General features: G+C 69.1%; 22 protein-coding genes. 11 read left to right on the top strand and 11 right to left on the bottom strand.

Annotated features, from left to right (window positions below; all coding sequences use genetic code 11):
• Window positions 1-130 precede the first annotated feature (130 nt).
• Both VFK57_08840 and VFK57_08845 read right to left on the bottom strand, forming a co-directional pair.
• Window positions 131-625 (bottom strand): CHRD domain-containing protein, encoded by a 495-nt coding sequence (locus VFK57_08840; GenBank protein HET7695799.1) that lies wholly within the window; start codon window positions 623-625, stop codon window positions 131-133.
• Window positions 626-651: 26 nt separating this feature from the next.
• Complete coding sequence (locus tag VFK57_08845; protein HET7695800.1) at window positions 652-1,569, bottom strand: DUF5777 family beta-barrel protein; 918 nt, start codon at window positions 1,567-1,569, stop codon at window positions 652-654.
• Between the two features lie 190 nt (window positions 1,570-1,759).
• Here VFK57_08845 and VFK57_08850 point away from each other — a divergent pair, with 190 nt between their 5' ends.
• From VFK57_08850 to VFK57_08865, 4 genes are read left to right on the top strand one after another with little or no spacing between them, the layout of a single operon-like run.
• The gene (locus VFK57_08850; GenBank protein ID HET7695801.1) at window positions 1,760-3,070 is read left to right on the top strand and encodes an Nramp family divalent metal transporter; all 1,311 of its coding nucleotides are present in this window, start codon (window positions 1,760-1,762) and stop codon (window positions 3,068-3,070) included.
• Window positions 3,071-3,076: 6 nt separating this feature from the next.
• The gene (locus tag VFK57_08855) at window positions 3,077-3,499 is read left to right on the top strand and encodes a universal stress protein (GenBank protein ID HET7695802.1); all 423 of its coding nucleotides are present in this window, start codon (window positions 3,077-3,079) and stop codon (window positions 3,497-3,499) included.
• Window positions 3,496-3,867, top strand: coding sequence for a CrcB family protein (locus VFK57_08860; GenBank protein ID HET7695803.1), 372 nt, complete (start codon window positions 3,496-3,498; stop codon window positions 3,865-3,867). The genes VFK57_08855 and VFK57_08860 overlap by 4 nt, the downstream gene beginning before the upstream one ends.
• Window positions 3,868-3,904: 37 nt before the next feature.
• Window positions 3,905-5,359 carry an NAD(P)/FAD-dependent oxidoreductase gene (locus VFK57_08865; GenBank protein ID HET7695804.1) on the top strand — a complete coding sequence of 485 codons (1,455 nt, stop codon included), beginning with the start codon at window positions 3,905-3,907 and terminating at the stop codon, window positions 5,357-5,359.
• Window positions 5,360-5,400: 41 nt separating this feature from the next.
• On the opposite strand, the gene VFK57_08870 is transcribed toward VFK57_08865, so the two are convergent.
• Window positions 5,401-6,225 carry a hypothetical protein gene (locus tag VFK57_08870; GenBank protein ID HET7695805.1) on the bottom strand — a complete coding sequence of 275 codons (825 nt, stop codon included), beginning with the start codon at window positions 6,223-6,225 and terminating at the stop codon, window positions 5,401-5,403.
• The gene (locus VFK57_08875; GenBank protein HET7695806.1) at window positions 6,222-7,298 is read right to left on the bottom strand and encodes a crosslink repair DNA glycosylase YcaQ family protein; all 1,077 of its coding nucleotides are present in this window, start codon (window positions 7,296-7,298) and stop codon (window positions 6,222-6,224) included. The genes VFK57_08870 and VFK57_08875 overlap by 4 nt, the downstream gene beginning before the upstream one ends.
• A gap of 47 nt (window positions 7,299-7,345) precedes the next feature.
• On the opposite strand from VFK57_08875, the gene VFK57_08880 reads away from it, so the two are divergent.
• From VFK57_08880 to VFK57_08905, 6 genes are all read left to right on the top strand, one after another.
• Window positions 7,346-9,490, top strand: a complete 2,145-nt coding sequence (locus VFK57_08880; GenBank protein ID HET7695807.1) for a M28 family peptidase — start codon at window positions 7,346-7,348, stop codon at window positions 9,488-9,490.
• A 1-nt stretch (window position 9,491) separates the two neighbouring features.
• Window positions 9,492-10,247 (top strand): phosphatase PAP2 family protein, encoded by a 756-nt coding sequence (locus VFK57_08885; protein HET7695808.1) that lies wholly within the window; start codon window positions 9,492-9,494, stop codon window positions 10,245-10,247.
• A 196-nt stretch (window positions 10,248-10,443) separates the two neighbouring features.
• Window positions 10,444-10,809 (top strand): response regulator, encoded by a 366-nt coding sequence (locus VFK57_08890; protein HET7695809.1) that lies wholly within the window; start codon window positions 10,444-10,446, stop codon window positions 10,807-10,809.
• Between the two features lie 16 nt (window positions 10,810-10,825).
• Window positions 10,826-11,827: a hypothetical protein gene (locus VFK57_08895; GenBank protein HET7695810.1), complete on the top strand. Its 1,002-nt coding sequence runs from the start codon at window positions 10,826-10,828 to the stop codon at window positions 11,825-11,827.
• A complete protein-coding gene (locus tag VFK57_08900; protein ID HET7695811.1) occupies window positions 11,827-12,861 on the top strand; it encodes a hypothetical protein in 1,035 nt (344 codons plus the stop codon). The genes VFK57_08895 and VFK57_08900 overlap by 1 nt, the downstream gene beginning before the upstream one ends.
• On the top strand, window positions 12,858-14,294 hold the full coding sequence (locus VFK57_08905; protein HET7695812.1) for an MBOAT family O-acyltransferase: 1,437 nt from the start codon (window positions 12,858-12,860) through the stop codon (window positions 14,292-14,294). The genes VFK57_08900 and VFK57_08905 overlap by 4 nt, the downstream gene beginning before the upstream one ends.
• 27 nt (window positions 14,295-14,321) lie before the next feature.
• Here the strand turns inward: VFK57_08905 and VFK57_08910 are convergent, their stop codons facing one another.
• The 5 genes from VFK57_08910 to VFK57_08930 all read right to left on the bottom strand — a co-directional run bounded on the left by VFK57_08910 (window position 14,322) and on the right by VFK57_08930 (window position 21,151).
• Complete coding sequence (locus VFK57_08910) at window positions 14,322-15,587, bottom strand: hypothetical protein (protein ID HET7695813.1); 1,266 nt, start codon at window positions 15,585-15,587, stop codon at window positions 14,322-14,324.
• 74 nt (window positions 15,588-15,661) lie between these two features.
• On the bottom strand, window positions 15,662-17,053 hold the full coding sequence (locus tag VFK57_08915; protein ID HET7695814.1) for a hypothetical protein: 1,392 nt from the start codon (window positions 17,051-17,053) through the stop codon (window positions 15,662-15,664).
• A gap of 2 nt (window positions 17,054-17,055) precedes the next feature.
• Entirely contained in the window at window positions 17,056-17,928 is an 873-nt protein-coding gene (locus VFK57_08920) for an ABC transporter ATP-binding protein (GenBank protein ID HET7695815.1), read from the bottom strand.
• The gene (locus VFK57_08925) at window positions 17,909-18,337 is read right to left on the bottom strand and encodes a GntR family transcriptional regulator (GenBank protein HET7695816.1); all 429 of its coding nucleotides are present in this window, start codon (window positions 18,335-18,337) and stop codon (window positions 17,909-17,911) included. The genes VFK57_08920 and VFK57_08925 overlap by 20 nt, the downstream gene beginning before the upstream one ends.
• Before the next feature lie 114 nt (window positions 18,338-18,451).
• Window positions 18,452-21,151 carry a M20/M25/M40 family metallo-hydrolase gene (locus VFK57_08930; GenBank protein HET7695817.1) on the bottom strand — a complete coding sequence of 900 codons (2,700 nt, stop codon included), beginning with the start codon at window positions 21,149-21,151 and terminating at the stop codon, window positions 18,452-18,454.
• A gap of 129 nt (window positions 21,152-21,280) precedes the next feature.
• On the opposite strand from VFK57_08930, the gene VFK57_08935 reads away from it, so the two are divergent.
• Complete coding sequence (locus VFK57_08935; GenBank protein ID HET7695818.1) at window positions 21,281-21,622, top strand: hypothetical protein; 342 nt, start codon at window positions 21,281-21,283, stop codon at window positions 21,620-21,622.
• A gap of 77 nt (window positions 21,623-21,699) precedes the next feature.
• Here the strand turns inward: VFK57_08935 and VFK57_08940 are convergent, their stop codons facing one another.
• Complete coding sequence (locus VFK57_08940; protein HET7695819.1) at window positions 21,700-22,722, bottom strand: hypothetical protein; 1,023 nt, start codon at window positions 22,720-22,722, stop codon at window positions 21,700-21,702.
• A gap of 134 nt (window positions 22,723-22,856) precedes the next feature.
• Window positions 22,857-23,078, bottom strand: coding sequence for a hypothetical protein (locus tag VFK57_08945; GenBank protein HET7695820.1), 222 nt, complete (start codon window positions 23,076-23,078; stop codon window positions 22,857-22,859).
• Window positions 23,079-23,120 lie beyond the last annotated feature (42 nt).

Genomic DNA, 23,120 nt, shown 5'->3' on the forward strand with positions numbered 1-23,120 from the left:
GCGTCAGTGCGTCAGTGCGTCAGTGCGTCAGTGCATCCTTTACCGGATGGAGGTCGATCGTGTCGCACGACGAGAAGCGCACGATGCGAAGTGCACCACTGATGCAATTCGCACCGCGCACTGGCGCCGTTTAGCGGAGCTGCCCGCGGATCGCGCCGCTCGTGTTGGCGGCGGTGTGGACGTTGAAATAGAAGTTCTGCGGGTTGGCGAGGATCTGGGCGATGGCGTCCGCCGATTGCGGCGTCACGCCGGTGAACGAGAACGTCGCCGACCCGCTCGAGAGCGAAGGTGCGTTGCCCGCGGTCAGGCCGGTGCCCACCAGCACGCCGCCGTTCACGCCCGCCGCCCCCGGATGAATGTGCGCCGCGGTGAGCGAGCTGGTCGTCGGGAAGCTGTTCAGCGAGACGCTGAAATCGATCGTATTGGTCTGCGAGTTGATCGTGATCACCGCCGTCCCGCGCGCCGACTGCTCGGCGTTGGTCACCGGCGGGACCTCGTTGGAGGGGAGCAGCTGCACCGTGAACACGGTGGTGTTGCTCGGCCCGTTGGGATTGCCGTTGTTGTTGCTGCCGCCGCACCCGGCGATCCCGAGGGCGAGAACGGTTACTGCGACCAGACGCTTCATCATTACTCCTCCTGTGTAGCCGGCTGTCAGAACTTCCGGCTCATGTTGAAACCCAGATAGATGTCGTGCCGGCTGCCGCCGCGCGCCAGCTGCCCCGGCGTGGTGCCGAAGGTGTTGCCGACGTTCAGCTGCAGCACGTGACCCCGTGTCAGCTTCTCGACCCCGGCGTTCCAGGACGCGCGATCCGGACGGTAGCCATAGACTCGAGGCGACACTTCGCCGACGATCGACATCGTCTCGAGCACCCGTAGCCGCATCCCGAGGCCGACGAATGCGGTGTCGTTCTTGTCTTCTCCTGGAATGGCGTCCGCCGCATCCGCCCCTTCGCCGCCGTGATCGTGATCCCCGTGGCCGATCCGCAAGGTCGGAGTGTGCGCGTCCTTCACGAACGTCGGCGTGGCATAGAGCGCCAGCCGCGTGCCGTGCATACGCGACACCGTCACCGAGATCCCCGGCTGCGGATCGAGCGTGAGGTTGTCCTGCCCTTCCACCGACGCCGCCGCAGACAGGCCGAACGGGCGGCCCTCCTGCTGCCGCAGCGCATCCCAGCGCCCGAACAGCTCGATCGTCTTGCCGAGGATGGAACGATTCACGCCCGCTTGAACGCGATCGGTGACGCCGAAGCGGTACTCCAGACCGATGACGGCGCCGTTATCCAGACTGAAGAGATCCTCGGCGAGCTGACCGAACGATCCGCGACGCAGATCGCGCGCGAACCGGTGCGTGATGCGGAAGTAGCTCCGGTGCCGTTTCAGCGGCAGCGTCGTCGGCAGGTTGACGACCATCTGATCGATCTCGACACTCGGCGACGCCGCCGTTTGCCGCGCCGGCGCGGACGCCGGAACGGCCGGCGCCGGATCGTCGGCCTGTTGCGCCGCGACGCTCGAGCAGATAAAGGAGAATGCGAAGAGCGCTGCCAGGACCCGGAGACTCCGTGGGGACATCAGGTTTGCGATTGGCAAACCACGTGCCCTTCAGACTTCCCGGAACCCCCGGGGCGCGGACGCGAGTCGTACTAATGATGCTTACCCTTTCAGTAACCGCTTACGGGCCGTGTAAAGTACCACGGCACTGTATGAGTGTGTCGAGAGCGCTGGCCGGGGAGTCCGAGGGGCGACGCCCCTCGGATCGAAGATGAGCTGGCGTCAGCCATCGTCCACGGTGAGCCTGCCGGAAGTCCACGGCTCGGTGCCGGTACCGACCGGCAGTTTCTGGCGCAAGCTGTTCGCCTTCGCCGGCCCCGGGTATCTCGTCGCCGTCGGCTACATGGATCCGGGCAACTGGGCGACCGACCTCGCCGGCGGCGCGAGATTCGGCTACACGCTCCTGAGCGTCATCCTGCTCTCGAACTTCATGGCGATCCTGCTGCAGGCGCTGTCGGCGCGCCTCGGCATCGTCAGCGGCCGCGATCTCGCGCAGGCCTGCCGCGATCATTACTCCCGGCCGACGACGATCGTGCTCTGGGTGCTGTGCGAGGTGGCGATCGCCGCCTGCGATCTCGCGGAAGTGATCGGCGCGGCGATCGCGCTGAACCTGCTGTTCGGCCTGCCGCTGATGTGGGGCGTCTGCCTGACCGCGCTCGACGTGCTGCTGGTGCTGTATCTGCAGAACCGGCGCTTCCGCTACGTGGAGGCGCTGGTCGTCCTGCTGATCGTCGGCATCGCCGGGTCGTTTCTGGTGGAGCTGTTTCTCGCCCGCCCCGACATCGCCGGCATCGCCGGCGGCCTGGTCCCCTCCGGGGAGATCGTCCGCAACCCCGAGATGCTCTATATTGCAGTCGGCATCCTCGGCGCCACTGTGATGCCGCACAATCTCTATCTGCACTCATCCATCGTGCAGACGCGAAAGTACCTGGACGACGTCGCGAGCAGGCGGGAGGCGGTGCGGTTCGCGACCATCGATTCCACGGTGGCGTTGATGAGCGCGTTGTTCCTCAACGGGGCGATTCTGGTCGTCGCGGCGGCGACCTTCCACGGCACCGCGCACGAGAATGTCGCCGACATCTCGGACGCGTACAAACTGCTCGCGCCGCTGCTCGGCACGTCGCTCGCCAGCACGCTGTTCGCGGTGGCGCTGCTGTTCTCCGGGCAGAACGCGACGCTGACCGGCACGCTGGCCGGACAAATCGTGATGGAGGGCTTCCTCAACATCCGCCTGCGTCCCTGGCTGCGCCGGCTGGTCACCCGCCTCATCGCCATCATCCCGGCGCTGATCACCGTCTATCTCTACGGCGAGCGCGGGACCGGCCAGCTGCTGATCCTCAGCCAGGTGATCCTCAGCCTGCAGCTGCCGTTCGCGGTGTTCCCGCTGGTGATGTTCACCGGCGATCGCCGGAAGATGGGGGAGCTGGTCGCGCCGAAGTGGATGCTCGTCCTGGCCTGGCCGGTGGCGGTCTTGATCGCCGCCCTGAACGCGTGGCTGCTCTGGCAGACCTTCTTCGGGTGAGCTGCAATGTATAGCCACATCCTCGTCGCCCTCGAGAATTCACGGGCGGATGCGACCGTCCTCGAGCACGTGCAGAAGCTGGCGAAGCTGACCGGCGCGTCGCTGCTGCTCGTACACGTCGCCGACGGCTGGGCGGCGCGCCACTACGACGAGCTGGCGCTGCGCGAGTCGGAGGAGATGAAGGAAGACCGCGCCTACTTGCAGAAGATCCAGGATCAGCTCACCGCCGCCGGCTTCGAGGCGAGCGCGCACCTGGCGATGGGCGATCCCGCCACCGAGCTGGTGCGCGTCGCCGAGGCGCAGCACGTGGATCTGATCGCGATGTCGACGCACGGCCATCGCTTCCTGAACGACCTGCTGCGCGGCAGCACCGCCGATCGCGTCCGCCACAACGTCGCGGTGCCGGTGCTGATGATCAGAGCCCGATGACGTGGGTGATGGTGGCGGTCGGCGGCGCGGCCGGATCGCTGGCGCGCTATGCCGTCGGCATCGCCATCACGCGTGCGGCCGGCGGTCCCGCTCCGCTGGCGACCGCGGTCGTGAACGTCGCCGGCTGCGCGCTCGCCGGCCTCCTCCTCGGCGCGATGGCCTCCGGCCGGCTGCCCCTGACGATCGAGCACCGCGCGCTGATCTTCGCCGGCATCCTGGGCGGCTTCACGACGTTCTCGGGTGTGGGTATCGACACGCTCGCGCTGGTCCAGCAGGGGCGCGGCGCCAGCGCGGCGGTCAATATCGCGCTGCAGATTGCCGCCGGTCTTGCCGCCCTCGCGGTCGCCTTCGCGATGGCCCGGCGGTGAGAGCGCCGGAGGGTTCTGAGGTAGGTTTGTAGCGCGCATGCGTTCCCTCTACGCCCGGCTCCACTCGCGGTTCGGCGAACCGATCGATCGCCGCGACATGATCCGCCGTTCGCTCGCCGCCGCAGCCGGCGTGCTCCTCAGCGACAGGCTCCCTTCCGCCCAACGCTCCTCCTCCCCGCGCGTCGTCGTCATCGGCGCCGGTCTCGCCGGGCTCGCGGCGGGCTACGAATTGTCGCGGTCCGGCGCCGACGTCACCGTCCTGGAAGCCCGCAACCGCCTCGGCGGCCGCGTCCTGAGCTTCCGCGATCTCGTTCCCGGCGGGACGATGGAGGGTGGTGCGGAGCTGATTGGCTCGAATCATCCGATCTGGAACGCCTACAAGGAGCGATTCAAGCTGTCGTTCCTGGATGTCACCGACGAGGATGGCGAAGCGCCGATCGTCCTGAACGGCCGCCGGCTGAACGCCGCGGAAGCGGAGCAGCTCTGGGAGGAGATGAGCACGGCGCTGAGCGGCATGAACGCCGATGCCGCCACGATCGGCGACCCATTCGCCGCGTGGGACGCGCCGCTGGCGAGGGTGTCGGATCTCCGGTCGCTGGCCGACTGGATCGCGACGCTGGCCGCGTCGGACCTGTGCAAGGCAGGCGTAGACGCGCAGATGGTCGGCGACAACGGCGTGGCCACCGCCTGGCAGAGCTATCTCGGCAACATCGCGATGGTGAAGGGAGGCGGGGTCGAGAAGTTCTGGACCGAGACGGAGGTGTATCGCTGCGCCGGCGGCAGCCAGCAGCTCGCGCAGCGGCTCGCCGAGGCGATCGGCATGCCGCGCGTCCTCCTGCGTCAGGCCGTTTCAGCGATCGCCGTCAGCGACCGCGGTGTGACGGTGACCGCCGGATCCACGAAGCACGAATGCGATTTCGCGGTGCTCGCGGTTCCGCCGTTGACATGGAACCGCATTGCGTTCAGGCCGCGGCTGCACGTGAGCGCGCTGCCGCAGATGGGCAGCAACGTGAAGTTCCTGATGAAAACGAAGGATCAATTCTGGCGGCGCGGCAGGCTCGCGCCGGACCTGATGACCGACGGTCCCGTGCACCTGACCTGGCACACGACGCTTCATCAGAAGGTTGCCGGCGCCGGCGTGGTGGCGTTCTCCGGCGGCCCGTCGGCCGACACGTGCCGCGGCTGGGCCCCGGCGGAGCGAACAGAACGGTATCTCTCCGCCCTTTCGCCGGTGTTCACCGGCCTGCGCGCGAGCTTCGAGCGCGCGCGGTTCATGGACTGGCCGTCCGATCCGTGGGTGAAGGGCTCGTATTCCTTCCCCGCGCCCGGCGAGGTGACGACGCTCGGCCCCCAGCTGCAGCAGCCGCTGGCCGGCCGCGTGTTCCTGGCGGGCGAGCACACGTGCTACGCCTTCGTCGGCTACATGGAAGGTGCGCTGCAGTCCGGCGCCCGCGCCGCCAGACGCATCGCCGACGCAAGCGCCCGGCCGTAGGCGGAGAGCGGAAGGCGGCACGCGGTAAGGGCGGCAGGCGGTCACCCGTCAGCGCCCAGCGGTTTCGCAAGCCGATAGACTCCCGGCTGCAGCATCACCGCGACTCCCTCCGCGACGAGCGCGCGGTTGCCCAGTCCCGCCTCGGCCCGCGAGAGCCCGGTGACCCGCGCCAGCTCGCCGCGCACCGTCATGCCGGCGCCGTTCAGGAAGCAGCGGGCGATCTCGCGCAGCGCGACCTCGCGGTCGACGCGCTCCTGCAGCGCGTCGGGAAAGCGGCCGATCGCCAGCGTCCAGATATAGGTGAACTTCGGCTGGTAGAACACCTGGCTGGGGATGACGAGCATCGCGGCCTGCAGCTCGTCGAGCCCGCGGTTGAACGTCTTCCGATCGCGGATGCGCGCCTCCTCTCGCAGATCCGACGTCCCCATCTCCCACTCGTGGCGCAGCACCTTCAGAATCGCGCGGGCGGGCGCGCTCAGGCGGCGCCGCTCGTCCGCCGGGCGGAGGCCCCACACGGCGTTGAAAAAGGGAATCATGCGCGGCGCGACGAACGTGGCCTTACCCCTCGTCAGCTTGGCGTAGTAGACGCGGCCGCGGGCGATCAGCTCGTCCTTGAGCACCCAGGTCGCGGACGCTTCGGGATCCTTCTGCACGTTGCGCGGCATCACTGCGTCGCGCCGGCCGCACACGGCGACGTAGAGCGAGGGCCCCGGCCGCCGCGAGTCCGTCATGCAGGCGGCGAACCCCACGCGATCGATGAAGCGCTCCGCCTCGAATGCGGTCTCGATCTGCCGCGCCCCCTCGCGGCGCCAGCGCTCGTCGCGGAACTCCTCGATGTCGGCGGGCAGCGGCGGACGCAGTCTCATGCGCAGTCCAGGAACGTCCGCAGCCGGTCCAGCTCGTCGTCGAGCGCGCGCCGGAACGCGCGGTCGCGCGGGGGGCTGCCCGCATAGCCGAGATCGGCGTGCAGCGCGCCGCCGGCGACGCTCACGTTTCCCCAGCCGATCACGTTGTCGCGCCAGAGGAGCGGCAGCGCGTAGTAGCCGCGGCTGCGCTTCGCAATCGGCGTGTACGCTTCGAAGCGATACGGCCATCCCCACAGCATCTCGAACCGCCGCCGATCCCAGACGATCGGATCGAAAGGCGCGAGAAGCCGGACCACGTCCGGCGCGTCGCCGGAGGGCAGCGGCTCGTCTGCGGGCCAGTACCACGCCACGCCGTCGACGGTTTCATGGCGCAGCCGTGCCTGGGCGCGGCGGACCGCCGCCTTCAGCTCGCGGCGCCACTGCGGGACCGCGTAGCGCAATCGGGCGACCACCATCGACAGGCTCGAGTGCGGCAGCGGGGCGTACTTGCCGACGACGATATCGACGAGCGCGTCGATCCGGCGCGATCGCTCGGCGCGGTCGGCGGCGTCCTCCGCCGGCTCCTGAACGGCGTAGATGCGGATTCCGGCCTCACGTCTGGCGACCCGCACGAGTCCGCGGTACTGCATGAGATCGAGCAGGTGCGTGGTCGCGCTCGACGTCCCGCCCCAGTAGTTGGTGACGCGGCCGTGCGCGAACTCCCGGTCCACGTCACGCGGGTGGACCTCGCCGCGATCGCGGACGAACGCCAACACCGCGTCGACCCGCCTGCGCTGCGCCGGCGTCCAGCTCCCACGCCGCGGATGCATCAGGCGCCGCACGCGATCGGTGACGAAGCCGTAGTTGATGAAGACGTCCTCTTCGACGGCGAGCGCGCCGTAGCGCCGCTCCAGATCGCCGGCGCGGTAGTCCGCCACGCGGTGGCGCAGCGTCAGATCCTGGGCCCGCGCCGGCGCGCGGATCGGATCGGCCTGCACGAACCCGAACGTCGCCAGCGCCCGCGCCAGGGTGGTCGGGCCGAACAGGCTGCGCGCCGCGGCAAACCGCCGCAGATGCTCAAGGCTGGCTGGCACGGCTGGCACGCGCTTGATACAGTCTGCGCTGGATGGATGGAGGCTTCATGCGACAACGATTCGGCATGTCTCGTGTGGCGGCGCTGGCCGGGATCGTGATACTCGGTGTCACCGCGGTCGCGCAGGAAAGAGAAGATCGGACGCTGCTCTCGCCCGAGCAGATGAACGCGATCATAAACGAGGCGTCGGGCGAGCGCGCGATGCACCACCTGGTGCAGCTGGTGCCGTACCAGTTCGTGCGTCCGCCGGCCGAATACCAGGGGCCCTTCCGCGAGAGCGAAGTCATGGCCCGCCTGGCGAAGGAATACGGCTTCACCAACGTCGCCATCGAGGACTATCCCACCGGCCAGACCTGGCAGCCCGTCGTCGGCGAGCTGTGGATGACCTCGCCGCGAACGGAAAAGATCTACGACCTGCACGACATTCCCGAATCGGTCGCGTCGACCAATGCCAACGGCGACATCAGCGGCGATCTGATTGCGGTGGGACAGGGGACGGCGCAGGACTTCGAAGGCAAGGACGTCAAGGGCAAGTTCGTGCTCTCGGTCGCGCCGGGCGGTCTCGGCGCCGTCTACAACCGGGCCGTCGCGGCAGGGGCGATCGGCGCGCTCGGCATCAGCTCGATCGGCGCGGATCGCGCCGTCGATTATCCGGATCAGATCGTGTCGACGACGGTGAGCGCGCAGCCGGGGACGGCGGCGTGGGCGCTGTCGCCGAAGAAGGCGCGGGCCCTCGAGGCGCTGCTCGCGCGCGGGCAGAAAGTGACGATCCGGTCGGTGAACAAGAGCGAGCAGGTGCCCAACAAACAGGAGATCGTCCATGCCGAGATCGCCGGCGACGGCAGCACCACCCAGGAGGTCGCGATCGGCGGCCATCTGTTCGAGGGATACCTCAAGCAGGGCGCCAACGACGACAATTCGGGCTGTGCCTTGACCCTCGAAGTGGGGCGCGCCTACATCAAGTTGATCAAGGAAGGGAAGCTGCCGAGGCCGAAGCGCACCGTGAACTTCCAGTGGGTGCAGGAGATCAGCGGCACGCGGCAGTGGCTCGACGCGCACCCGGAGAAGGCGAAGAACATCATCGCCGACCTGAACTTCGACATGGAGGGGATCCGCCTGACCGCCAGCCGCAGCTACTGGATCATGCAGCGGACGCCGGATACGTTTCCCTCCTTCATCAACGACGTGGGGCAGAGCTTCATGGAGTACGTCTCGGAGCTCACGCGCGAGCGGGTGCGCTATCGCGCCAACGGCTACGCGCCGGTCGTGAGCATCACCGCGCCGAACGGCAGCAACGACGCCTTCTACATCAAGATCGACCAGCACTACGGATCGAGCGACCACGTCACCTACATGCAGTACGGGATCCCGGCGGTGATGTTCATCACCTGGCCGGACATGTGGTACCACTCGTCGCAGGACACGCCCGACAAGCAGGACTCGACGCAGTACAAGCGGGCGGCGGTCGTGGCCACCGGCGCCCTGGCGTCGATCGCCGCCGGCGGCGATCAGATGGCGGCGCGCATCACCAGCGAGAACCTGGCTCGGGGCAGCGAGCGGCTCGGCGTCGCCCAGCGCAAGGCCGCGGCGTATCTCGCGGAAGCCACCACCGCCGAGGCGCTGCATGCCGCGTGGAAGGAAGCGCGCGTCGCGATCCGCCACCAGGGAAATGTCGAGAAGGGGGTGATCCGATCGTCGCGCGTGCTGTACGACAATCCCGAGAGCGCCGGCAAGGGGCTGACGCCGATCGAGACGTCGGTCGACAGGACGGCGGCGGCGCTGATCGACTCGGTGCGCGCGGCGTATGCGCTGCACGCGCAACGCCTGAACACGCAGCCGATCAACGAGCCGCCGGCGACGGCGGACGAGAAGGAAGCGGCGAGCCTGATCGTCGAGTGCACGAGCGGGCCCGGCAGCTTCTCGGGCTGCGGCGGGGCAGGACGCGGCGGGCGCGGAGCCGGAGCCGGAGGGGCCGCGGCGGCGGCGGGGCGAGGCGCCCAGAGCGTCGCCGGCCCGGCGCTGCCGCAGCACATGAACGCGGAGTTCACCATCCTGCTCGGCAAGCGCCTGAGCCCGCTCCAGATTCGCGATTTCCTGTCCGGCGAATTCGAGCCGGTGCCGCTGGCGACCGTCATGGCGGTGCTGCGCGCCCGCGAAGCCGCGGGACAGATCAGACTGGCGCCGCGGAAATAACGTGGCCAGGCCCGCGAAATCCAGAGTCCACGTCCTCGATCCGCGGACGTGGTTCGGGTTTCTCACCCGCCTCGAGCGCCGCGAGCTGGCCTGGCTGCTCGTGGGGCTCGGCGGCTGCATTCTGGTGCTCGCCTTCCTGAAACTGTCCAGCGCCGTCATGGAGGGAGAGACGCTCGCCTTCGACAAGCGGATCGTGCAGGCGTTCCGCAAGGCCGACGATCCGTCGCGCCCGATCGGCCCCGCCTGGATCGAGAGCTCGCTGCTCGACATCACCGCGCTCGGCGGCCCGACGGTGCTGACGCTCGTCGTCCTGGCGGTGATCGGGTTCCTGGTGCTGCAGGCGAGATACCACAGCGCGATCGCCATCATGCTCACCGCCGCGTCGGGCGAGATGCTGAACGCGGCGCTGAAGGCGCTCTTCATGCGTCCGCGCCCGACGGTGGTGCCACACCTGCGGGCGGCGTTCGAGACCAGCTTCCCGAGCGGCCACGCGATGCAGTCGGCGATCATCTATCTCACGCTCGGGGCGATGCTGATGCGCCTCTCCGAGCGGCGGCTCACGAAAATCTATTGCTGGACGGTCGCGATGCTGGCGACCGTGCTCGTCGGCGTCAGCCGCGTGTACCTCGGCGTGCATTACCCGACGGACGTGCTCGCCGGCTGGATCGTCGGACTGTTCTGGGCGTCGATCTGCTGGCTCGTCGAGCAGCACTACGAGGTGCGCTCGGGGATCAAGGCGGAGCGGAAGTCGGCGTAATCGCGCCGCCGCGCACAGCGGCACTGGGGGATATGACACACGCTGTGTCGCAGCCGCACACTCGCCTCCATTCCGCGCGACACGTTTCAGGTCGTCGTCTTGCAGATCGCACGCGTATCCGGAGGTGTGCGCAATGTTCGATTTGCAGGCCGGCCTTCCGCTGCTAGGCTATGGACGACCCCAGGCGCGAGGGAAGATGGCCGAAACCAGGCTGGAGACGATTCTGCTCGTCGAAGACGAACCGGCGGTGCGGCAGCTGTTCGCGCAGGCGCTGAGCCGCGCCGGCTACGTCGTGCACGAAGCGCGCAACGGCCAGGAAGCGATGAAGCTGTTCGACGAGCACGGCGAGTCGATCGACCTGCTGCTGACCGACATGCGGATGCCGTACATGGGCGGCGCGGAGCTGGCGCATCAGCTGCGCGCGCGGCGCCGGACGTTGAAGCTGCTCTGCATTTCCGGATATCCCGGTCATCTCGACCCCGACCTGGCGAGCGATTTCCTCGCCAAGCCGTTCTCCCGGGACGAGCTGTTGAAGAAGGTGCGCGAGGTGCTGGACCGCTAGACTAAAATCTGGGGGCGTGGCGCGCCTCATGTCCGCTTTCGTCGTCTCGGTCGCCCTGGCGGCGGCGGTCTGCGTCGGCACAGCGGCGGCGGCGGGAGCGTTCTCGGTCGGCGTGCTGCGCCGGGACGGCGTCCTGATTCCTTTCGCGACGTACGACGGCCGGGCGTGGGAAGTGGTGTGGCCCGGTTCCGACCTGCGCCAGCCGCTCCCGATCGGCCTGGCCGACGTGCCGGGCCGCTGGTGGGGCGCCGTCGGTCCCGACGTGCCCTGGCAGGCGTGGCTCCCGGACGAGGTGAAGCGGCCGGTCAAGCTGTTGAGGCCGGTGCAGGTACCGATCTTCTGCGGCGCCCACCTGGCGCTCGCGACCGACTATCGCGGTGACGCGCTCGCCGAGCGCGAGCCGACGGTGCCCAAGGACGGCATCGCGACGGCGGGGGACGTCACGGTCCTGCCGATCACCCAGGTGTCGGTCAACGCGCCCGACGCCGCCCGCCTGATCGCCCACATCACCGATCGCTTCAACGAGGAAGAGGCGCTGGCGGAGAAGCAGTTCACCAACTGGCGTCATCCGTACGGCGGCGCGTGGCGGTCGCAGTTCCCGATCGTGCTGGAGGCCTTCTACCGCGCCATCGACGCGGGACCCGCGGGGGACTTCCGCACCAACTACATCGAAGCGGTGCGGCGGTTCCCGGCGGGTCCGCGCGATCAGGGCTGCGGGCTGATCACCTTCGTGCGCGGCTGGGTCACCGAGTTCCGCGACAAGAAGCCGGAGATCAACATCGGCGCGCGCATCACCTACTGCGATCGCGCCGACGTCTCTTTCATGCAGCCGTTCGGACGGGTGCGGATCGAGCGCGGATCGGGCCGAGGGCGCGCCGCGGCGGCGGAGGTCTACTGGATCTATCAGACCTCGAGCTGGCGGGACGAGTTCTACAGCGTCGCGCGGGTGGCGCCCGAGGGGGTGCGCCCGGTGCTGGTCGTGGCCGGCGGCGGCTGCCCGAAGGAACGCGCGAAGTAATGCGCCGGGCTGCGCTCCTGCAGCTGCTGCTCGCCGCAGCCGGGCTGCTCCTCCTGCCGCTGCTGCTGCGCGGGGCCAATCGTCTCCAGGCGGCGCCCAATCTCCAGCCGAGCTATCTTCCGGCGCTCGAGGGCCCGCGCGAGCGCAAGCCGTTCGAGGCGTACCGCATCGGCGAGCTGGCCGCGCTGCAGCCGGCCTGGGTCGTCATCGGCGACTCGATGGCGGGATCGCGCATCGATCCGCAGCGGCTCAGCCGCCTGACCGGCGGTCTGACGGCGCCGCTGCTCTACGCCGGCAGCAGCCCCGCGTGGTGGTACCTGGCGCTGAAGAACTGGGTGATCCCGAGCGGCATCAAGCCGCGGGCGGTGATCGTCTTCTTCCGCGACACCAACCTGACCAACGTCATGTTCCGCATCGACGCCACGTGGTCGCTCGACACGGCGGCGCTCGACCGCGAAGACGAGCTGAACGCCGTCGTCGCGCGGCGGCGGGGGACCGCGTTCTATCAGGTGCGCGACCGGATCGACCGCATCTACGAGGCGTCGGCAGCGCGCCGCTGGGTCGAGCCGGCGGTGAACGAGTGGCCGGCCCGCGTGCTCTTCCGCTACCGGCGGCCGCGGGCGGCGTTTCTCGACCACGTGAACGAGCGCTTCGGCCTGGCGCACCTGCGGCCGATGGATGCCGCCGACATGCAGGCGACGGAGGACCGCGAGGCGGACTTCGACCGGTTCGTCGAGGACTCGACGCTGCCGCTGATGCTGCGCGACGCGCGGGCGGCGGGGCTCACGCTGCTGCTGGTCCGCGTGCAGCGCCGTCCGATCGGCGGCCGTCCGCCGCAGCAGTCGCCGGCGCTGCGCCGCTACATCGCCCGTCTGCACGCCTACGTGGAGGCGCGCGGCGGCGTGTTCATGGACGACACCGGCGACCCGGCGCAGACGCTCGACCTCTACGAGGACGGCGACCACCTGTCGCGCGACGGGCGGCGGCGCTATACCGAGATGTTCGCCGTCCGCCTGCGCCAGCGCTTTCCGTGATCTTCCACAGTCTCGACTTCGTCATCTTCTTCGCGGCCGTCACGCTGATCTACTGGCGCCTCCCGCACCGCGCGCAGAACGTGCTGCTGCTGGCGGCGAGCTATTTCTTCTACGGCTACGTCCATCCCTGGTTCCTGCTGCTGATCGGCGCGTCGACGGCGATCGACTACGCCTCGGCGCGCGCGATGGAGCGCTGGCCGGCGCGCAAGCGCGCCTTCATGGCGATCAGCATCATCTCCAACTTCGGGATGCTCGGCTTCTTCAAGTACTTCAACTTCTTCGCCGACAACGTGCACGCCGCGCTGGCGGCGGCGGGGATGGACGTCAGCCTGCCGGTGCTGCGCGTGCTGCTGCCGGTCGGGATCTCGTTCTACACCTTTCAGGCGATGAGCTACACGGTGGACGTCTACCGCGGCGAACTGCGCGCGCGGCGCAGCCTGCTCGACGTCGCCGTGTTCATCTCGTTCTTCCCCCACCTCGTCGCCGGCCCGATCCAGCGCGCCTCGTACCTGCTGCCGCAGGTCGAAGAACCGCGCCGCTTCTCGATCGAGCGGGCGGCGAGCGGCTTCTACCTGATGGTCTGGGGCTTCTTCAAGAAGCTCGTCATCGCCGACAACGTCGGCGTCATCGCCAACAAGGTCTTCGCCCTGAGCGATCCGTCGTTCGAGATTCTCTGGGCCGGCGTGTTCGCCTTCGCCATCCAGATTTACGCCGACTTCTCCGCCTATACCGACATCGCGCGCGGCTCGTCGCGCTGGCTCGGCTTCGAGCTGACGCAGAACTTCGAGCATCCCTACATGGCGCGCAACCCGGCGGACTTCTGGCGGCGCTGGAACATCTCGCTCTCGACCTGGTTCCGCGACTACGTCTACATCCCGCTGGGCGGCTCGCGCGCCGGAGAGCTGAAGTGGGCGCGCAACATCATCGTCACCTTCCTGCTCTCGGGCCTGTGGCACGGGGCGAGCTGGAACTACGTGCTCTGGGGGCTGTATCACGGCGTGCTGCTGGTGTTGACCCGCGCGCACGCCATGCTGGGCGCGCCGGCCGCCGACCGCCGGCCGCTATCCGCGGTCCGCGGTGCGGCGCTCCGGCAGCTGGCGCAGATTCCGGCGATGTTCGTGCTGACGCTGATCGGCTGGCTGTTGTTCCGCGAGACGGAGTTGAGTGCGATCGTGCGCGACCTGCAGCTGTCGCCGTTCTCCAGCACGCCGCTGGAGCGGCAGGCGGGGCTGTATCTGTTCCTGCTCGCGCTCGGCTATTCGATTCCGTTGTGGGTGCAGAGTGTCTGGGTGGAACTGCACCGCGGCCGGCCCGAGCCGGCGTCAGGGTGGCGCGGCGCCGCGCTGCGCGCGGTGGCCTGCGGCGCCGCGTTCGCGGCGATTCTGGTGCTGCGCAGCCGCACGTCGCTGGACTTCATCTACTTCCAGTTCTGATCGCGGCCACCCGTCAGCCGCCCGCCCTCAGGTGACCTGCGGCGCCGCATACGGTAACGGCCGATTCGTGTAAGTGGCGCTGTGTGACAACGCCCGCCGGGTCAGGGCGGCAGCGAGCACGAGCCCGGCGGCAGCGAGGGTGGTGCCAATCACCGGATGCGTTCGACTCATCGCTTGAAACAGCGGCATCAGCCAGAGAGGCGAGGAGTAGAAGAGCCACTTGAACCGGTCGCCCCACCAGAGCGTCAGTGCCTGCGACAGCGAGCTCAACCCCACTACCTGAATCCACAACGCGGGGTGGAGGGCGCGCACACCCTCGCCGATGGTGGCACTCAAGAGCAACAGCACCGCCCAGATCATTACCCAGACGGCCGCCGGCCAGCCGACGATCAGAGCGGTCATCTTCGCCCCGGAGATGGGCAGCGCCCTGAGATGCCGAATGAGCTCCGGGAACCGGCCGCTGACGCTGGCGGCAAAGAACGCGAACCACACCATCAGGTTGAACGGCCGCTGCTCGACGGTGTCCATCTGGATGGAGACGTCATCGAAGATCAGAAGCTTCTGCGACCGCAGGAATGCCATCGGCGTCCGGAGCTCGCCGTAGAAGCCATCCACCAGGTAGGCGATGGCCGCGAAGGCGATCGCGAGCGTCAAGCCAATGCCGGCCGCCCATCGCACCTCGCGCAGCATCAGCGCCGGTATGCCGGCGAGCCGGCCGCGCGGCGGCGGAGCCAGCGGCGGCCGGGCGGCGCTGGTCGGACGCCTGACGCCGGCGGCCCGTGGAGGGACGTAGACGAACGCCGCCGCGATCGACGCCAGCATCAGACCCAGCACGACCGCGCTTGCTCCGGTCAATTCCGCGCGCACCCAGAACGGCGTGCTGATCAGCGCCAGCATCGCCGCCGCTTCCAACATCCGGAGCGCGCGTGCGGGCGCGATGCGTTTCGAGCGTTGACTGGCCGTGAGCAGAATGCAGCCCATGCTTGCCGCCCCGAAGTCGTACGCGGTCGACAGCGCGATGATTGCCAGCCCGCCGTCGCGCGCACCGAGGCTGAAGAAGAGGGCAGGCAGCTTGAGCGCGGCCAGGACGGCCGGTGCGGCGACGGCGCCGACCAGCCACGTCGCGCGCCAGATATCACGTCGTGAGAGAGGGAGGTATGCGTACGCACGGGGCAGGCCCGTCACCGTCACCACCGGCCCGATCACCAGCGTCATGCCGAGCGAGATGGCGAAGGCGAACCGGGCATTCGTCCCGCCCGCTCCCGCCAGCCACCAGGGGATCGCGGCGAGCACGATCGTGAGCTGCAGCTGCCACTGATACTGCCGCCCCAGCATGTCGCGGGCGAGCCGAAGGACCGCGGGTGTCATCACCGCGCCGCCTCGATCCGGAGGAACCCGTGCCCGGCAGACCGGTAGGGGGTGGCGCGTGCGAGTGCCCGGGAATTCATCCACGCGGCGGCGGCAAAACCGACGACGCCCAGATATCCGAAGAGAGCGGGCGAGGCGGTGACCAGCAGCCGGATGCCGACGATCGCCAGCAGCAGTGACCCGATCGCGGTGGCGCGGGCCGCCCCGCTCAACCAGAGCGTCGTCGCCTGCAGCAGCGCGGAGATCCCGATCATCGTGACCAGGGTGATGGCGAACGACGCCGACGGCAGCTCGTGCCGGAACACGTATCGCGCGCCGGCCAGCGCGGCTCCCACGCTGAGCCAGACGATGATCGGCCAGGTGAGCAGCAGCGCGTTCAGGCCCCGCAACCCGAGCGGCAGCGTGCGCAGGTGCCGGAGAATCGCGTTGAAGCGCGCCGCGATCGCGCCCAGCAGGGCGACGTAGCAAACCAGCACGCTGGAGGCGGCCATCGGCGTGGACAGCGACGGCGACAGCCCATCGAATGACAGCAGCACGTTGACGAGAATCTGTACGACTTCGGCTCCCGACTCCGTCAGGCTCGCCATGGCAGCTGCCGCGGCCCCCACCAGTGCCAGGTATCCCGCCAGGGTCGCTATCCAGACATATTCGTGGGCCAGCAGCCACGGAACTCCGGTGAGGCCGGATCTCGACTCGAGGCGCGCGCTGTTCGACCGTTGCGGCGCCTGCCGCTTGGTCCGGTTCGCCGGGACGGGCGGTCGCGGCGAATAGAAGTACGCCGCGATGGTGAGTGCCACACCCGTTCCCAGCGCAATCGCGGCGCGCGGCGTCAGCGCGCTCCACTGCACCGGCGTAGTCAGGCCAGCCCATCGCGGCAATTCGGACAGGAACAAGTAGCCGGCGGGCAGGAGCAGCTGTGACGCCCCTCTGACGACCGGCCAGATGACCCGCAGCGGGCCGCGCGATGGCCCCGGCGACGTGGCGGCAATGACCAGCGCGCACCCGGCCCCGGTCGCGGCGAAGTCATAGGCTGTCGACAGCAGCAGCCCGGAGAAGCCGATGAAGTCGCGGGCCGGCGTCAACATCGTTCCGGGAAGCTTCGCGGCGAAGAGCAGTCCGGTGATGCCCACCGTCGACACCAGCCAGCCCGCGCGCCAGACGTCACGGCGAGCCACCGGCAGGTACCACACCGCCAGCGGCACGAGCCATAGGTGAAGCTGCGGCCCCATCACCCAGGCCATGCCCATCGAGAACCGGAACGCCATCGCCGGGATTGCCGGGTCCGGCGCTTCCACGGCGATCCAGAACCATCCGACGGCGATGACCAGCGTCATCCCCACGGTCATCCATCGGCTGGTCCGGCGGATCAGATCCCGAATCAGCAGCTCCATCGTCAGGCCTTGCCGAGCGCGACGAACAGCTCTTCGAGCGTGACCGGCGCCTCGGCGACGAGCGTCACTCCGAGCGCGCGCAGGCTCTCCAGCGTCGCGCGCTGCCGATCGATCAGCAGCCGCCAGCGCTGCCCGTCCTGGCGCTGCACGACGATGCCGGGACGGGCGCCGAAGCGGACCGCCTCCGGTGCGACCACGTCCACGATGCGGAAGCGGGCGATGACGTCCACGGTCGCCCCTTCGAACAGCAGGCGGCCGTTCTTGATCATGCCGACGTGGTCGGCGAACCGCTCGACGTCGTCCAGGCCGTGCGACGAGATCAGGACCGTCCGCTCGTCGTCCTGTACTGCGGCCAGGAGCTCCGCGAACACCGCCTGTCTGGAGATCGCGTCGAGGCCGACCGTCGGTTCGTCGAGGATCAGGACCTTCGGCCGCCAGGAGAGCGCGAGGACGAGCGCCAGCTTGATGCGCGCGCCGAACGACAGGGTCATGATGCGGTCCGACGGGTTGAGGTCGAGCGTGCGCATGAGGCGGCCACAGTACGCTTCGTCCCACGACGGATAGAACCCGCGCACGAACTGGACGACCTTGTGGATGCGGCCCCAGGGCTGGAACTGAAGGTCGGGGCTGACGTAGGCGACCTGGCGCTTCATCGCGACTTCGTCGCGGAGATGATCCAGGCCGAGGACGGTGATCGTGCCGGCGTCCTTGGTCCCCATCCCGAAGATCAGATCGATCGTCGTCGTCTTCCCGGACCCGTTGGGTCCGACGAACCCGTAGATTGCGCCTCGTGGAACCGTCAGGTCGAGCGGTCCGAGCTCGAAGGCGGGGAACTTCTTCTCCAGTCCACGGATCTCAACCGCGTTTGCGGACATGCTTCGGCTCCGTCTGGGTGTGGAGGATGGCATGGAGGAGGTGAAGCACGTCGCGGCCGGCGAGGCCCGCCTCGGTCGCTTCGCGGACCGCCTCGCGCAGCAGCTCGCGGGCCCGCGCGGCCTTGGCGTCGCGGCTGCGATCCGCGGCCGCGTCGGCGACGAACGTACCCAACCCTTGCCGGCGGAAGATGATGCCTTCGCGCTCGAGCTCCTCGTACGCGCGCTTGACGGTGATCACGCTCACCATCAATTGCTCGGCGAGCCGGCGGAAGGAGGGCAGCGCCGAGCCCGGAGCGAGCCGCCCCTCGCTCACCTCACGTTTCAGGCCGTCGATGATCTGCTGATACAGCGTGCCCGGCCCCGCCGCCGAAAGCGGCGGAAGCGTCAACCGCGGCACGCTGCCAGTCATGACACCTACTGTATATAATATCTATATACAGTCGTCAACGCACTGAAAGCACTGAAAGCACTGAAAGCACTGCGCACTGCGCACCGCGCACCGCGCACCGCGCACTGCGCACTGCTACTTCACTGTCGCCGTCGCCCAGTCCCACCCCTCGAGCCCTCTGGCGTTCACCGCCTTGACACGCACCACCATGCCCGCGGCGGCACCGGCCAGCGTCGCGCGCGGCCGGGCGACGCGCAGGCTGCGCTGCGACGGATTCGCCGCCGGCCCCCACGTGACGATGTAGCCATTCACGCCCTTCTCGGGTGACGGCGTCCACGAGGCGGCGGCTCCGCCGGATTCCGCCGTCGCCTCCAGATCGGCGATGCGCGACGGGCTGGACGCCAGCAGCATCAGTGTCGCGGCGGTGGTCCTCGCCACTTCGGCGATGAGCTGATGGTTCATCCCGTCCAGCAGATCGTGCGCCTGGTGGTAGTGCGGATTGCCGAGCACCGGATACGACCCGATGCCGCCGACGATGTCGCCGTACGCCTCGTAGTAGGCGGCCGCGTCCGTGCTCTTGTAGTAGAGCGCGTCGTAGGTGATCAGGCTGCTGAACTGCATCGCCGCGGCGTGCTGGATGTCGCGGATGCCCGGGTTCGAGTAGCGGATCGTGTTGTCGAGGCGGTGGTCGTTGGCCCAGCCGATCATGTCGTTGTTCAGCGCGCCGACGATGTTCATCCGGTTCGCCACCGCCTGGCGCACGAACTCGCGGCTGCCGAGGAGACCCGCCTCCTCGCCGGTGAACGAGGCGAACACGATGGTCGCCGGCATCGGATGCCCCGCCAGCACGCGCGCCGTTTCGAGCAGCGCCGCGGTGCCCGACGTGTCGTCGTCGGCCCCCGGTCCGACGGCGACGGAATCGTAGTGGCTGCTCACCACGTAGACCAGCTCGGGATTGACCGTACCCGTCAACGTGGCGAGGACGTTCGCGGTGCGGCCGCCGAGCGCGTTGCGCGGCGAGAACCATTGGTACTCGGGCGTGTAGCCGAACGAGGCGTAAGCGTTGAACAGGTACTCCGCCGCGAGCCGGTTCCCCGGGCGCGTGATGTGCTTCGAGTCGAAGTCGAACAGCGCTTTCTCGTGCGCGTAGACCCGGCCGGTGGACACCTCGCGGGTGACAGTTGCCACGTCCGCCGCGATCGGCGCGAACATCTTCCTGCCGGTGTCGCGCAGATGCCGTTCCGCGGCGAGGCTGGCGGCGACGCGGCTCTTCAGATCGGCCGCCGAGACGCGCGCCGCGAGATCCATGAGGTAGACGCCGCGCTCCGGCGACACGGTGTCGCCGTCGCGTTCGGCGACGACGAGCAGCTTCGATCCGTCGCCGGACGCGACCCAGGCGTACTCCGGCGCGATGGTGCGCACGGTGTTGTTGTGGAAGAGGCGCGTGCGTGTCACTTTCGCGGCGGCCGTTTCGCTCCCCGGCGTGATGTCATAGAGATACGAACGACGGTGCCGCGGTTCGCCGATTGCGGCGAGCAGCCGGCCCGGTCCGAGGAACTGCGGCACGATGTCGTGCTGAATCTCGCGAGTCACGCGGATCTCGTCCTTGCCGTCACGCCCGGCGACGAACAGTTCCCAGTCGTCCTTCGCCATCGCCTGGAAGACGACGCGGGAGCCGTCGGCCGAGAGTGCCGGCGCGTCGAGGCGCTGGCTGCCTTTACGCACTTCGATCGGCGAACCCGGCGCATCGGTCGGCGCGACCAGGAGCGTCTGCTCGCCGCCGGAGGTCGCGGCGCCGGCCCGCACGATCCACGCCACATAGCGGCCGTCGCGCGAGATCGCCGGCGCGACGCCAGTCACCGTCGTCGACACGCCGGCGAGCGTCACGATGCCGAAGGCGGACGGCGCGTTCAGCGCCGCTCCGCCCCCGCCGCCGCCTCCACGTCCCTCGCCGGCGGCCGCGGTTCCCTCGGCGCTCGCCGTCCTGAATGGGCCCTGGCGCGGCACCAGGTACAGCAACGTGCGGCCGGCGGCGTCGATCCGCGACGGGACCTTGAATCCTTCTCCCTTGGTGAGCGGCTGCGGGGCCGCACCGGCGCGCACGGCGTAGATCTGCGTGGCCGCCGCATCCGTCTCGCCGGCGCCGGCGAACAGCACGCTGCCATCGGCGGCGCAGGTGATCCCGGTCTTGAGCAGATCCCCCGTGTTCAGCTCCTGTTCCTGGCCGGACGACAGATCGCGCACGACGATGCGGCCGCTGCGGGCGATCAGGCGGTTCAGCGCCTGCAGCCGGGGCGCGCGCTCTTGTGTCGTGACGGCGGCCGTGACCGCCATCTGCGCCGCGGCGATGGCGGACGTCGCGGGGACACGCAGAAACGCGATGCTGCGGCCGTCGGGGCAGAAACTCGCGTCGCCGCCGTCGAGCGAGGCCAGGTCCTTTTCGGGCGACGCGGCCGCGCGCACGCGGGTGACGCGGCCCGCCCCCGCTGCGGTGCCGGCGCTCACCGCGGCGCCGGTCTCGAACGAGAAATAACGGCTGTCGGCCGAGAACGCCGGATTGGCGCCGTTCGCGGTCAGCTCGATGGTGCGGAACAGCTCGCCGGTCTGGAGCGCGATCGGCTCGAGCACGGAGGCGGCGTCGGGTCCCGCCAGCAAGTCCTGGTACGCGGTCAACGCGGCGACGTAGTCCCCCTTGTCCCAGGCGTCAGCGGCGCGCTGAAGCGCGGCGGCCGGCGCAGTGTCGGCGGGAACGCGGTCGCGTCCGGTGAGTTGAGTCCAGCCTCCGGCGAGCAGGGCGGCGATCGCGGCAATCCGTGTCGATGGGCGTCTGTACAAGAGAATGGCCTCGGGCTGCGATGATACTGCAGCCGCGGTGTCCGCCGTCCGCCTGCGTGCCGCTGTCCGCCTGCTCGGGAGTTGGCATACACTGCGGGGCGCCGGTTCATCTCAGTCAGGAGTCAGCCCATGAAGAAGCTCGTGATGTTTACCGCGGCGATCCTGTTCGCGGCGGCACCCTTGACCGCCGCGGCCGACAAGACGTGGGACGGCGTGATCAGCGACGCGCGCTGCAACGGCAAGCACGCGAAGGCGGAGCACGGGTCGCAGGAGGAGAGCGACAACAGCTGCGTGACCAAGTGCGTGGCGGGCGGCCAGAAGTACGTGTTCGTCTCTGACGGCAAGACCTACCAGATCGCCAACCAGGACTTCAAGGATCTGAAAGCGCACGGCGGCCACAAGGTCGCGCTCACCGGAGAGATGAAGGGGGAGGCGATCACGGTCTCGAAGATCGAGATGCCGAAGAAGTAGCGGGACGGCCAGTGCGCCGCGCGGGGGGCGCAGAGCGGGAGCGAGCGGGCGGATCCCGATCCGCCCGCCCGGTCTCCTTACCGTCCCTGCTTCAAGAGCGCGCGGAGCTGCTCCACGTGCTTCTTCAGTTCAGTGGTCTGGGCCTTCGTGAGCGCGCCGGTCTTCGACTTGTTCAGGATGTCGGCGATGGCGTCGAGGTGCTTGTCGGCTTCGGCGTGGCCGACCTGTTCGGCCGCCTTGGTCTGATCCGCCGGCGCCATGCCGGCCGTCGGCGATCCCGTCACGCCGCTCGTGCCGGTCGCGCCTGCTGACGAGGGCGGCTGGCCCGGGGTCGACGGCGCGGGGCTCGAGGGATTCGGGCTCGTCGGATTCGGACTGGTCGGATCCGGGTTCGCCGGCGTGCTCGCCGGGTTCGCCGGGCTGGCGCTGGAACCGGTGGCCGCCGCCGGCGCCATCGCGCCCGAGGCCTCGGCCGATCCGCCCGCCGCCTTTTCGAACAGCTTCAGATGCGAGCGGACCTCGGTCAGCTTGGTGCGGATCGCGGGCTCGATGCTCGCGGTGGCCGCGCCGCTGGCCGCCGGCGTGCTGCCGGTCGTCCCTGCGGTCCCCGCCGTACCCGTGGTGCCCGCCGTGCCGGCGGTTCCGGATGTGCCCACCGCGGCGCCCGCGCTCGGATCGCTCGTGTCGGGTCCGAGCAGCGCCGTGAGGCTGGCGTCGACCTTCGCGTACGCCGCGCGCCAGTCGTTCTGGGTGGTGATCAGCTCGTTGAAGTTCGCGATCAGCTGCGACACCTGCGTGCGCGCGTCGCCCTGCAGCTTCGCGGCTTCCGGCATCGAGGTCACCTGGCTCAGCGACTCACGCGCGTCGCTGAGATGTTTCTTCGCCGCCGCTGCGTCGACCTGGCCGGAGGCCGGCTGCTGCGAGGCGGTGGCCGGCGGTTGCTGCGTCGGCGAGGTCGGCTCCTGCGGCTGCGGCTGCGGCTGCGTCGCCGGCGGCTGCTGCGGCGTGGCGCCCGTCGTCTGGGCAGCGCCTGCGACCGGGAGCGACAGCAGCGCCGCTGCGGCGATCGCCGTCGTCCATCGTGTTGTTGAGCGGTGCATCGGTTCAATCCTCCTGGTTGCGTCTCGTCTTCGTGCTGCGGAGGTATTGAGCAAGCGGGGTACCACACGACCTCGACCGCAATCGGCGGGACGTGGTGCGCTCGAGCTCGCGCGCGGAGGTGGAAGTTTTTACGCTATTCGAGCGCGGTGAGGTTGCCGGCGCGCGGACGCCAGCCATCGCGCATCAGCCGCGAGTGCTCGTCGAGGTACCTGGCGATCAGCTCCTTCGGCGTCTCGCAATGGATCGTCTTCGGTCCGCTGGCATCGGCGATCTCGAACTCGTAGCCGGCCGATCCCGCGGCGCGGCGGATCTCGCAGACCAGCAGATCGTCCTTCTTCTCCAGGAACCAGATCACGCCCTGGTGGCGAGCAAAGGCCGAGCCGCGGGACTGCCGCTG

This window comes from Vicinamibacterales bacterium (assembly GCA_035699745.1).
Taxonomy (GTDB): Bacteria; Acidobacteriota; Vicinamibacteria; order Vicinamibacterales; family 2-12-FULL-66-21; genus JAICSD01.